The organism is Photorhabdus sp. RW14-46 (assembly GCF_963887965.1).
Lineage (GTDB): Bacteria > Pseudomonadota > Gammaproteobacteria > Enterobacterales > Enterobacteriaceae > Photorhabdus > Photorhabdus laumondii.
On sequence record NZ_CAWPHH010000009.1, the window covers coordinates 104,783 to 116,967 of the forward strand.

The 12,185-nt window shown below is 44.1% G+C and carries 10 protein-coding genes; 2 read left to right on the forward strand and 8 right to left on the reverse strand.

Translation table 11 applies throughout. The features are described from left to right. Positions 1 to 2 precede the first annotated feature (2 nt). The 7 genes from AACQ38_RS10280 to AACQ38_RS10310 form a co-directional block, all read right to left on the reverse strand. A complete protein-coding gene (locus AACQ38_RS10280; RefSeq protein ID WP_011148402.1) occupies positions 3 to 1,229 on the reverse strand; it encodes an RtcB family protein in 1,227 nt (408 codons plus the stop codon). A 1,543-nt stretch (positions 1,230 to 2,772) separates the two neighbouring features. Beyond that, a complete protein-coding gene (locus tag AACQ38_RS10285) occupies positions 2,773 to 4,563 on the reverse strand; it encodes an acetyl/propionyl/methylcrotonyl-CoA carboxylase subunit alpha (RefSeq protein ID WP_240002216.1) in 1,791 nt (596 codons plus the stop codon). Further along, positions 4,560 to 6,173, reverse strand: coding sequence for a carboxyltransferase domain-containing protein (locus AACQ38_RS10290; protein ID WP_165578056.1), 1,614 nt, complete (start codon positions 6,171 to 6,173; stop codon positions 4,560 to 4,562). The genes AACQ38_RS10285 and AACQ38_RS10290 overlap by 4 nt, the downstream gene beginning before the upstream one ends. A 17-nt stretch (positions 6,174 to 6,190) precedes the next feature. Further along, positions 6,191 to 6,949: a LamB/YcsF family protein gene (locus AACQ38_RS10295; RefSeq protein ID WP_165578057.1), complete on the reverse strand. Its 759-nt coding sequence runs from the start codon at positions 6,947 to 6,949 to the stop codon at positions 6,191 to 6,193. Between the two features lie 104 nt (positions 6,950 to 7,053). Continuing rightward, positions 7,054 to 7,716, reverse strand: coding sequence for a pyroglutamyl-peptidase I (gene pcp / locus AACQ38_RS10300; RefSeq protein ID WP_011148398.1), 663 nt, complete (start codon positions 7,714 to 7,716; stop codon positions 7,054 to 7,056). Positions 7,717 to 7,725: 9 nt separating this feature from the next. Then, complete coding sequence (locus AACQ38_RS10305) at positions 7,726 to 8,742, reverse strand: DUF979 domain-containing protein (RefSeq protein WP_165578058.1); 1,017 nt, start codon at positions 8,740 to 8,742, stop codon at positions 7,726 to 7,728. Beyond that, positions 8,742 to 9,470 carry a DUF969 domain-containing protein gene (locus tag AACQ38_RS10310; RefSeq protein WP_011148396.1) on the reverse strand — a complete coding sequence of 243 codons (729 nt, stop codon included), beginning with the start codon at positions 9,468 to 9,470 and terminating at the stop codon, positions 8,742 to 8,744. Before AACQ38_RS10310 ends, AACQ38_RS10305 begins: the two co-directional genes overlap by 1 nt. Before the next feature lie 444 nt (positions 9,471 to 9,914). On the opposite strand from AACQ38_RS10310, the gene AACQ38_RS10315 reads away from it, so the two are divergent. Both AACQ38_RS10315 and xreR1 read left to right on the forward strand, forming a co-directional pair. After that, a complete protein-coding gene (locus tag AACQ38_RS10315) occupies positions 9,915 to 10,577 on the forward strand; it encodes a GntR family transcriptional regulator (RefSeq protein ID WP_445260621.1) in 663 nt (220 codons plus the stop codon). Positions 10,578 to 10,928: 351 nt separating this feature from the next. Beyond that, on the forward strand, positions 10,929 to 11,165 hold the full coding sequence (xreR1, locus tag AACQ38_RS10320) for a cell morphology transcriptional regulator XreR1 (RefSeq protein WP_011148394.1): 237 nt from the start codon (positions 10,929 to 10,931) through the stop codon (positions 11,163 to 11,165). 272 nt (positions 11,166 to 11,437) lie between these two features. On the opposite strand, the gene AACQ38_RS10325 is transcribed toward xreR1, so the two are convergent. After that, positions 11,438 to 12,079, reverse strand: a complete 642-nt coding sequence (locus AACQ38_RS10325; protein ID WP_165578080.1) for an HD domain-containing protein — start codon at positions 12,077 to 12,079, stop codon at positions 11,438 to 11,440. Positions 12,080 to 12,185: the final 106 nt, after the last annotated feature.

The window sequence follows — 12,185 nt, forward strand, 5'->3', positions numbered from 1 at the left end:
GATTATCCTTTTACGCAAACCACTTGACGCAGGGTGTGAACGATTTCTACTAGTGAAGACTGAGCGGCCATTACGGCCTCAATGTCTTTGTAGGCCATCGGAATTTCATCGATAACGTCGCTGTCCTTGCGGCATTCCACGTGTGCCGTGGCACGCTTTTGATCCTCTATTGTGAAGCGTTTTTTCGCTGCCGTGCGGCTTAATACTCGTCCTGCACCGTGACTGCATGAGCAGAAACTCTCTTTGTTTCCCAGACCTCGTACGATAAAGCTTTTCGCACCCATTGAGCCGGGAATGATGCCCATGACGCCTCGGTGTGCAGCGACTGCCCCTTTGCGTGTGACTAACACGTTTTGGCCGAAGTGCTGCTCCTGTTGCACATAATTGTGGTGACAATTTACCGCTTCCATTGTGGCAGTGAATGGTTTTGTTATTACCGTCGCCAATGCTGCCAGTGTATGTTGCATCATGACTTCGCGATTGTGGCGGGCGAAGTTTTGTGCCCAACCGACCGCTTCCATATAATCAGCAAAGTGACGGCTGCCTTCCTCAAAATAGGCCAGATTACGATCAGGCAGGTGAGCGATATGTTGTTTCATGTCCTGTTGGGCAAGGGTGATAAATAGATTACCAATGGCATTTCCTACACCGCGTGAGCCGCTATGCAGCATTACCCATACCCGGTCGGATTCATCCAGACAGAGCTCAATGAAGTGATTACCGGTCCCTAGTGTCCCTAAGTGCAGATGGTTATTGGTTTTCAGCAATTGTGGATATTTATCGGTTAGCTGTTTAAACCCGGTTTGCAACACGCTCCAATGGTGATCGACGGTTTCTGGTGGTTGCTGCCAAGCGCCTTTATCCTGACCGCTACGGTTTGCTGTGCGTCCGTGTGGTACGGCAATTTCAATAGCATGGCGGATCGCATATAGGTTGTCCGGTAAATCTTTGGCATTCAATGAGGTACGTACTGCCATCATGCCACAACCGATATCTACGCCTACCGCGGCTGGAATAATTGCCCCACGAGTCGGGATGACACTGCCGATGGTTGAACCTTTACCAAGATGTACATCAGGCATAACGGCTAAATGTCTGAATATAAAAGGCATTTTTGCTGTATTCAACAGTTGTTCACGAGCTTCCGCTTCTACCGGTACGCCATGAGTCCACATTTTCACTGGTACACTGTTTGGCGCAGTCATTAACTCGTAATCGTTTGTTATCACATTGTTCTCCTGATTACTTAGCCGTCACTGTTATTATATACCCGTTATCTTTCAGGTTGCCTCTTTGGATGCATCTTGAAATCCATTGGGTATATACCCGTCATCTTTCAAGTTGCTTCTTTGTTGGCTGCACTCACTCACCCCGGTCACATAGTTATCTATGCTCCCGGGGATTCGCTCCCTTGCCGCCGCGATGCATCTTGAAATCCATTGGGTATAATTTCAAGTAACGAATATTTTTCCTTTTTAATCAATGCTTCTGAATTTGTTTTTTATCTTGGTCTTATTTTTTAACCATTAGGAAAATATTGTAAATAAAAATTTTATTACACTATTAATATAGTATTATGTTTAATGGTAATTGCAATTATTTGATTTATTATTTTGTTGAGTAATGTTGAAATTGTGATGCTAATCTATATAAAAATGTGTTTGTAAGAACATATATGAATTCATTATAGTTTTAAATTGTGTTGATAATTGTAAAGGAAATGTAAAACAATTAAATGATTTAATATTATGATATTGTTGTAATAGTACGTTTATATACTATTCAAATAGATGTGTATGATATGTGCATAATTATCATATCTATATGATGGATTATTAAATGAGAAACATTATCTTTTTATGAAATAATATTTCTATGGTCTGAATAAAATCAGAGGTTGTCTTTAATATATTTCTTGAAAATATAAGTATGTATAGTATATGGCTCATAATATTTTTATTGATTTATTTTTGTGAAATTTTATTTATATCTTGTTGATATAACGCAATATTTTTAACTGTATGTTTTATTTTGTTTTTTTGTTTGGTAAATGTATTTATATTGTCAGATGTAGAAAATAAATCCATGCACTATTTATAACCGATAATTTATAATGAGTTAATGATTTCTTAATTTCTTAAATATAGGTAAAAACAGTCACAAATTATCATGTTATTTATCGCTTAATAATCATTAGTAAATGATATTATCTTTGTTTTTTATTTTGTTGAAATATTTTCATGTTTATTGCTGGTTTTAATAGCTCCTCAATTTTCAATTGAAATATATGATATCAAAATATTTAATAAATATTTCTTTCGGATAAAAATGAAAGCGTTTTATTAATAGTTAATCTAACCAGTAAACAGGTTTTAAATCGTGTGATGACTTACTGCCTATCTCAATAGGGCTATTTTATTTGCCCTTCTTTGCCATAAAGAGCGAACCTGGGCAGTGCTCAAAATCCTCACGTACTACGTGTACGCTCCGGTTTTTCCGCGCTGTCCGTGTTCAAACTGTCTGCAACAATTACGCCTATTGAGATAGGCTCTTATTTATCTTATTGTCAATATTAACGAAATGATTAAAAACATTGCCATTAATAGTTATTTTTTCCTATCCATAAAGGGGTTAATTAACCTCTTTTTTACGATATTGCTTGCATTTTAATTTTAATCTTTTCATTAAAATTGTACGGAAATTATCCGTACAATTTGATGTTGTATTGGGTAATGTGAATTTATGTGTCAAATTAGCCAATTATCGTCATTATTAATCATCGTTAATACTTGCCAGTACATTTCCTGCCTGTTGATAACCGCCTTCTTCTACATAGATAACGATTTTTCCAGAACGATGTGCGGTGAGTTGCGTTTCCATTTTCATTGCTTCCATGACAGCAATGACATCACCTTGTTTAACTTCATCACCCTCCTGCACATACCAGGATTGTAAAACGCCGGATATTGGTGCTGAGACGGGATTCGGTGCTGTTATTGTCCTCTCCATTTCACTATTTTTGTTTTCAATGATGGAATTTCGCCCAGAATCAGGCAATGAAAGCCCTTTTAATAATTCGGCTGGTAGCCCTAGTTCATGCCGACGGCCATTAATTTCAATAAAAGTACGTGTTACCTTTTCTTGATAATGATTTTCCTGACGCGGAGATATTTTTATATCATTGATAAAGTCAGTTTCGATCCAACGAGTATGAACGTTAAATGTGTCATCGGAAATAAAATCAGGATGCTCCATCACTGCTCGATGAAAAGGCAATACTGAGGCAACGCCTTTAATGCTGAATTCCTGTAATGCCCGCTGCGCACGGGCAATAGCTTGTTGGCGGGTTGCTCCGGTGACAATCAACTTAGCCATCAGCGAATCAAAAGTGTCAGGGATGGTGGAACCTGCTGCAACACCAGAATCCAATCTTATGCCTGGGCCGGAAGGGGGAGAAAATACTGTCACGGTTCCGGGTGTCGGCAAAAATCCTTTACCCGCATCTTCTGCGTTAATACGGAACTCGAAAGAATGGCCTAAAGGAATAGGCGTTGAGGTCAATGATAAAGGTTTACCTTCGGCAATTCGAAATTGTTCTACCACAATGTCGATCCCTGTGGTTTCTTCGGTGACCGGATGTTCGACCTGCAAGCGAGTATTGACTTCCAGAAAGGAGATCGTGCCGTCTGCACTGAGGAGAAATTCCACTGTTCCGGCTCCAATATAACCAGCAGCGGTGCAAATATCTTGTGCTGCTTGATGAATACGCTGGCGCTGATGTTCAGCCAAAAATGGGGCCGGTGCTTCTTCTACCAATTTTTGGTTACGTCGTTGCAGTGAACAATCACGTGTACCAAGTACCACCACATTGCCATGTTTATCAGCCAGAATTTGCGCTTCGATATGACGAGGTTTATCCAGGAACTGTTCAATGAAACATTCTCCACGACCAAAGGCCGCTGTTGCTTCACGAACAGCCGAATTGTAGAGTTCGGTGACTTCATCAAGCCGCCATGCCACTTTCATGCCACGTCCACCACCGCCATATGCCGCTTTAATTGCGATTGGCAGGCCATATTGTTCGGCAAACGCCAGAGCTTCCTCTGCGTTTTTCACCGGTTCTTCTGTACCTGAAACCTGTGGGGCACCTACCTGTTGGGCAATTTTGCGTGCTTTAACTTTGTCACCCAAAGTATCAATTGTCTCTGGTTCAGGACCAACCCAGATCAACCCTGCATGAATAACTGCACGGGCAAATTCTGCTCGTTCAGCCAGAAATCCGTATCCGGGATGTACCATGTCGGCACCTGAACGTTTCGCAATATCCAATAATTGGGGAATATTAAGATAGGTATCAGCGGGGCGGTTTCCGCCTAAACTATAAGCCTCATCAGCCAATCGTACATGTTGTGCATTGATGTCCGAATCAGCGTAGACGGCGATAGATTGTAAACCATAATCCCGGCAGGCACGGATGATACGGACGGCGATTTCACCGCGGTTAGCAATCAAAACTTTTTTTATGGGATAGTTTTTAATATTCATGGTCATTGCGGTACTCATAAGCGGCAATCGCTCTCTTTTATTTCATGAAATTCAGTGATTGGGTTGAAGCGGATACGGGCATTGACAGGAATTTGTCCCGCAAGATCGAGATGATAGTTGGCAACGGAACCAATGACTGGATAGCCACCGGTCAAAGGGTGATCGGCTAAAAACAAAACCGGTTGACCACTGGCAGGAACCTGAATTGCGCCGGTGGTCGTTCCCTCACTCGGTAACTCTTTATGGTTAAGACGCGATAATGGTGTGTCTCCGTACAGACGAATACCAACTCGATTAGATTGTGGTGTAACTTGCCAAAGTTGGTTTTGTAGCAGGGATAGCGCTTCTGCGGTGAACCAGTCGGTGCGCGGCCCTAGAATAATGTCCAGTGTAACGATATCGTCAGTGGTGGGCATATTGAAAGCCGGGCTTTCATCCATTGATACCGCACAACCCTGCGTCACAGTAAGAATATCCAAAATATCGCCTATAGCGATTGGCTTGGGGCCAACGTGTGCCAGCGTGTCGTAAGAGAGGCTGGAGAGAATAGGTTGTTTGGCAAAGCTGCCACGCACCGCCAAATAAGAACGCATTCCCGCTTTGGGCGTTCCTAATGTCACTTTATCGCCTTCGCTCAGATCAATAGGCTGATAGCCATCAACCTGAAACTTTCGGCCAGATGTTGTTTGAACAGTGATTGGGCAGTCAGCACCTGTAACCGCGATAATGACATTGCCATGAGAAATAAAGCTTAATCCTCCTTGTACAATTTCCAGACAGGCATTATCCGAAGGATTACCGGCGATCCGGTTGGCACTTCTCAGCGCTGTTTTATCTAGCGCTCCGGCAGAGGAAATACCTAAACTAGCCTGTCCTGAACGGCCTAAATCCTGAAAAAGTGTTTGTATTCCAGTGGTTAGGATTTCCAGCGAGGCGTGTTTATCAACTTGCGAAGGTAGAACGTCCTCTATGGGGGCAACAGGGATTTCGGCTTTAGTGATAGAGATTGCTGCGCCTTTGCGTTGATCTCTGAAACGTACCCGGAAACCGGGTTGTAACAGGGAAGAGGGAGAACGTGAGAGATCCCACATGCGTTCTGGCGTGATACCGATGATTTGCCAACCTCCCGGAGTGGCTTGAGGGTATATTCCACTGAATTCTCCGGCTAGGCCGACTGATCCCGCAGGAATGCGGGCTCTTGGGGTTGTCCTGCGAGGAACATGTAAACGATCTGACTCTGCGACTAAATAGGCAAATCCGGGGGCGAACCCGGTAAAAGCAACGGTGTACTCGCTTTCGGTATGTCGCTGAATAACTTCCTGTGTGGTGATACCGAGGATTTCTGCCACTTCTTCCAGATCTTCACCAGTGTAATACACCGGGATTTCAACGAGTTTCCCGGTTGTCCTATCCAGTGTATTCAGGTTGCGGCCGTTGATATCTCCGGCAAGTTTGACGGTGGAAACTACATTGGGACGAAATCGAATCAACAGTGTTCTGGCCGCTGGAATAATTTCTTCTACGCCTGGAATGGGACGAGCGTTAAGTGAATCAAATAACGCCAGCGTTTCATTCAGATCATGAAGCTCGACAATAATGGCATCTAAATTAACAGGTAAAAAACGCACTAGGCACTCCTGGGTATTTAAATAAAGGAGCGTACGGTGATCCCAGCTTGTTGCAGGGTTAGTTTCACCTGACGTGCCATTTCCACCGCGTCTGGGCTGTCACCATGAACACAGATGGAATCTGCCTGAATACGGGTAAAGCTACCATCAATGGCTTCAACTCCTCCTTCGGTCACCAATTGCAACATGCGTCGGGCAACGAGATTAGCGTCATGAAGCACAGACCCTTTTTCCCGGCGGGAAACTAGCGTGCCTTGTGGAGTGTAAGCTCTGTCAGCAAAGGCTTCCGCAACGGTACGTAAACCGTTTTCCTGCGCTAAATCCAATAGTTTTGAGCCAGCTAATCCAACCAGCACTAAATTGTCATCCACTTCACGAATCGCGGTAATAACGGCAAGGGCTTGGTATTCATTGTGGGCAATGGTGTTATACAGTGCACCGTGCGGTTTAACATAACTTACGGTGGTTCCTGTCGCCGCGGCCAACCCTTTCAACGCGCCAATCTGGTAAATAACATCCGCGATCAGCTCATTACTGGAAACATCCATATTACGGCGACCAAATCCGACCAGATCTGGATAAGAGACATGTGCACCGATAACTACCTGATTTTTGTGGGCAGATTTTAAGGTTTGAAAGATCCCGGCGGGATCACCAGCATGAAATCCACACGCGACATTGGCGCTGGTGACAATGCTCAGCATGGTATTATCGTCACCCATTTTCCATTGACCAAAGCCTTCGCCAAGATCGCTGTTTAAATCAATCATGTTCATAGTCATAACCCCAATCAAAGTGATCTCTAAAAAAGTAGTAAAAAATTCAGGATGCTTATCAGCTCTACAGATAGGCAATTTCTGTTACGCCGGTAGACGTTGAACTAATGAGTCATTCCTCCGCTAATAGCAATGTCCCCACTGTTTTCTAATGCTTGATTAATAGCGATTTTCAGTGCCATTGTTATTGTTTCCAGCGCCATACTTGGCGTACCGGGGTGTTTTACCGCCTGTTCAGGCAGGTAGGGAATATGGATAAATCCACCACGTACTAATCCACCACGTACTTTGGGATAAGTCAGTGCCAGATGGTGCAGCAGGCCATACATGACATGGTTGCAGATATATGTGCCGGCACTCTGTGAAATCGAAGCAGGAACCCCTGCGGTTTGCAGGCCACTGACGATCGCTTTGATCGGTAGGGTGGAAAAGTAGGCCGCCGGGCCTGTTGCTACGATTGGGGTATCAATGGGTTGATTGCCCTGATTATCGGGAATACGTGCGTCGTTGATGTTAATCGCTATGCGTTCCACCGTGATATCTGGCCTGCCTCCTGCTTGTCCCACGGCAATGACGAGTTCAGGTTGTATCTCATCAATAGCTGCGTACAGGCAGGTGAGAGAAGTATTGAATACACATGGGAGCTGGCGTGTCTCAATATGTGCTCCAGATAGCTGTTGGTTTTGCAATTGCCTGACCGACTCCCACGATGGATTGATGGCTTCACCGTCAAAAGGTTCAAAAGCGGTAATCAGAACGGTTTTCATAGGATATCCTTACAAAAACATCAAAAAATAGAGCAGAAAAACATTGGCAATCAACAGCGCTATTCCCGTGGGGATTTGTGCTTTAATGACCGCATTGCGATTTGGTAATTCCAACAGAGCGGCTGGAACGATATTGAAGTTTGCGGCCATTGGGGTCATCAATGTACCGCAATAGCCCGAGAACATACCGATGGCGGCCATGACCGCTGGATTACCGCCATGTTGCAGTACTAGAATGGGAATGCCGATCCCGGCGGTAACAATCGGGAACGCAGCGAAAGCGTTGCCCATTATCATCGTTAATAACGCCATACCGAGTACGTATGTCGCTACCGCGATCAATCGATTATCCACCGCTAAATAATGTTCAGTCAGGTGAGAAATTGCGGTACCGACACCTGCTACGGTAAATAATAGTCCTAGCGTCGCTAATATCTGTGGCAGGATAAACGCCCAACCGATGGAATCCAGTAAGCGGCGCGCCTCTTGGGTTGATTGAGTTACATTTTCACGTGTCATTTTCAGTGCAACGCCATATCCGACTAAGCAGCCTACTGTCATGGAAAACAGCGTTACCAAGGTGGCATGGTTGCCGCTACCGAACAGCGCCTGTTGTAACTCAGGGATGTGGTTAAACAGTAATACGCCGATCACCGTGACGATAGGGATTGCCAGTGCGGGAAGAAAGAGGCGATTACCCAAACGGGAGGCACTTTCCTGCCGTTGCTGAGGTGTGCGTTGATGGTAGCTACCCAATCGCACACCGCCAAAACCAGCCGTCAGTGCCATCAATACGACGATTAGCCCGACACCGATATGTAGCATCTTTTGGGCCTCGGCTTCGCTGTCTGCCCATAGTGCTATTAAGCGGTAAGTCCAGTCGCCTACTAAAAATACGATGCCATATAACGCCCAGAACAAGCTGGTGGTCAGGCGGCGGGGGTTGGTGTGATCACGCCAGGACATTATGGCTACGGCTAACAGAATCACGCCTGCCAGCCAATAAAGATATTGTTGCTGAAACATTACTCCACCTTACTGCGATTTTTGTCCATGCCATTCAGTGCTGCCAGCTTGGTAGCGATCTGGTGGTCAAGACGAGACAAGCGGAAAGCGTGGATTAGGAAGGCACAGATGGCGGTAGGAATTCCCCACATAGCGATATGTAGCGGTTCCGTTTGGATACCGCCAGACTCTAGCATAAAGTTATGCATAAAGATGATTGCACCAAAGGCGACGAAAATATCCTCACCGAAGAAAAGGCCAACATTGTCGGTTGCTGCTGACATGGCCCGCAGGCGATAACGTATATCGTCAGGTAGGTCATGATGACGGTTTTCCGTAGCCCCTTCTACCATTGGTGCCAGCAATGGACGCACCATTTGCGGGTGCCCTCCTAAACTGGTCAGCCCTAGCGCAGCGGTTATTTCACGAATGAACAGATAGATGATCAGCAAACGTCCGGCGGTTGCTGTTTTAATATTGCTAATCCAGGTTTGAGCTCGTTCTTTTAAGCCGTGCCGTTCTAAAAGACCGATAGTTGCCAGCGGCAACAGCAAAATTAGTGGCAAATTTCGGGTATTAAGGAAGCCGGAACCTAGTTTTTCCAGAATCGCCGTGATCGGCATATGAGCGGCCAGCCCGGTAATGATCCCTGCGACAATCACTACCAATACCGGGTTAAACCTAAGTAAAAAACCCACGACAATAACCGCGATGCCAATCAACGGCCATAGATTCACAATCTGTTGCATGGTGTGTCACCTCGGTGGATAAAAATCGCGGTTGCTTGCTGTGTCGTCATAGGTTGAATTCCTGTGTGGTAGATAGTAGATAAATGTATATCTAAGCAATATGCGTACCATCGTTGGATAATTTGCATTTATTGTTAAATTATTGTTTTTTTATTGTTGAACAATAAATAGAGTGAGGCGAAAGAATAGGCAAATAAAATTATTTTTTAATGATAAAAATGAAATGCAGATCACTTTTTATAATAGTGATGTTCTATGGTGGTGCGTTTAATGCACCATTATGAGGCAATAATCATTCTGGCGTAGAAAACAGTCAGTGGGGAGGAATCTCTATGCTTGCTGGCAGTAGGTGAATGTGTGAAGATGCCTGCCATTCTTATCTTTAGCAGCCGGGAGCCTGTGGTCAGGTTTGCGACATTTGGTCCGCTCTTTCAATTAATTATGATGAAAAAAAATAATTCCTCTCCTAAGACGTTAAGTGAAAAAGTTACAGATATTATCCGGCAGAAATTGATTATTGGGGAGCTATCACCCGGTCAACGACTATCAGAAGCGGCTTTGAGCGAACAACTTGAAATATCGCGTAATACATTACGTGAGGTTTTTCGGGTACTGACTCAAGAAGGGTTACTGCGATATGAACCTAACCGTGGTGTTTTCGTCTCCACTCCGAGTATCGTTTCTATTATCGATATTTATCGAATCCGGCGGCTTATTGAGTGTCAGGCATTGGCGCAATCTTATCCTATGCATCCTGCGGTTGAACACATGCGCGGTGCAATCGAAATGGCTAAACGGTGTCGTGATACTCAGGACTGGATCGGTGTAGGAACTGCAAATATGGCATTTCATTCAGCTATTGTTGAACTGACTGACAGTGAACGGCTGATAACATTCTATGGGCATATTTCTGCGGAATTGCGGCTGGCTTTTGGTTATCTGAACGATCCTGAACTTTTTTATGTTCCTTATATTGATCAGAATGCCCATATTTTGGCGTTACTTGAGAAAGGTGAACCAGAAAGTGCGGCCTCCGAGTTAAAAAGCTATCTGGAGCAGTCAGAACGTACGGTATTAGCGGCTTATACGCGCAAAAATCGTACTTAATAAATAATACTTGCGACCAGATTGGCAAATTTCTTGATAAAATAAATTAATTTAATTAATGTGTTTGAAGATTTTTCATATTTTTGGTTTGTAACGTTATATTTGTTTGGCGTAATCCCAAACAAAGGCGGTAGCGTCTATGCCATTAAGGAAGCGAATGATAAGAGAAGCTATATATGCCTTTTGTGCCATGATAATTGAGCGTTTTAATCCTCCCAATGACAAGATCACTTTGTTATTAAAATATCATTCATCGTATTTTTGCGGTAAGTCATATTAGTAACACGAGTTACAGGAAAACGTGACTTATAGTCCGTGGTTTGATAAGTAACATCGTTCGATACTTATCGAATGAAAAAACCTAACACGATAAAATCCATTTTTGGACAAAGAGTTAGATATATCAGAATGGCATCTGGTATGTCTCAGGAAGCTTTTGCCGATAAATGTGGGCTTGATCGTACTTATATCAGTGGCATTGAACGTGGCGTCAGGAACCCCACGCTTGAAGTTATCAATGTCATAGCAAGTGGTTTACAGATTGAATTAAAAGATCTGTTTGACTTTGACGCGGAGAAAAAGAGTTAGTCGATTTTATTTGAGCATTGAGTTTTTACGCTTTCCTGTTGTTCTATCATTTCCCCTCTCGTCAGAAGATTTTATTCTGCCGCTACAGCTAGGAATCTGAATTGCTTTCTGGTCCACCGTCTCATAACCATTGATTGCTGAAAATGATCCCCGCAGGTGAAAACATCGTCTGCATTATCGCAGATCTGCCTGTTTTTCAGGCAGATCTTCTCTGTGCCTGCTCTTGTCGTCTTTGAATAGCAGATTATCCTTCATCTGCCACAATAGGACATTTAGCCTTTCCAGCGGGAATTGCGGATTACGTTACAGTAATTGAGGGGAACAAGTCCCGGCTGTTTATCCTGTATGACATCCACATTGAAGCCACCAAACATTGTCTGGGACTTGTCCTTGATGCCATCATAAAAAGCCTGAATGATATCTTCCTTGAAGCCGTCAGTACGTGGGTGTTGTTGTACAACCGCAGTGCGCTCACTGTCGCTGAACGCTTCGTAATTGATCCCCAACACATCCATTTCAACGCCAGCAGTAACGAGCGCAATTTCGGGTACCATAAACTCTGGAATGCCCGGCGTGGTATGTAAAGCAATCGCCGTCCAGACTTTATCAATATCGGCCTGAGCGATACCGTATCCTTGCAGGAAATGTTTCGCCGCATTCGCGCCGTCAACCTCGAATCGTTTGTCACAGCTACAGTGTTCATGTGTCAGGCCGATGTCATGAAACATACATCCGACATAGAGCAGTTCATGATCCACGTTAAGCCCAAGACGCTGACCGGCGAGCGCACCCCAGTAGTAAACACGACTTGAATGATGAAAAAGCAGGTCAGATTCCGTATCGCGGATGAACGTGGTTGCATCACGGGTTATTTGGGTATCAGGAATACTCACGCCGTTAATTGAAAAATTCATATGCTGTCTCCGGTTGATTAAGTGAAGGTCAGCATAAAACACATGACACCCGTCCTGAATTAACTTATAACGATGATTCAGGACACTAAGATTAAATAAGACTTCT

What these genes read in the sequence shown, in the direction of transcription:
- AACQ38_RS10285 (WP_240002216.1), bottom strand. Translation starts at nt 4,563, where the DNA reads ATGAGTACCGCAATGACCATGAATATTAAAAACTATCCCATAAAAAAA.
- AACQ38_RS10295 (WP_165578057.1), bottom strand. Translation starts at nt 6,949, where the DNA reads ATGAACATGATTGATTTAAACAGCGATCTTGGCGAAGGCTTTGGTCAA.
- pcp (WP_011148398.1), bottom strand. Translation starts at nt 7,716, where the DNA reads ATGAAAACCGTTCTGATTACCGCTTTTGAACCTTTTGACGGTGAAGCC.
- AACQ38_RS10305 (WP_165578058.1), bottom strand. Translation starts at nt 8,742, where the DNA reads ATGTTTCAGCAACAATATCTTTATTGGCTGGCAGGCGTGATTCTGTTA.
- AACQ38_RS10310 (WP_011148396.1), bottom strand. Translation starts at nt 9,470, where the DNA reads ATGCAACAGATTGTGAATCTATGGCCGTTGATTGGCATCGCGGTTATT.
- AACQ38_RS10315 (WP_445260621.1), top strand. Translation starts at nt 9,915, where the DNA reads ATGAAAAAAAATAATTCCTCTCCTAAGACGTTAAGTGAAAAAGTTACA.
- xreR1 (WP_011148394.1), top strand. Translation starts at nt 10,929, where the DNA reads ATGAAAAAACCTAACACGATAAAATCCATTTTTGGACAAAGAGTTAGA.
- AACQ38_RS10325 (WP_165578080.1), bottom strand. Translation starts at nt 12,079, where the DNA reads ATGAATTTTTCAATTAACGGCGTGAGTATTCCTGATACCCAAATAACC.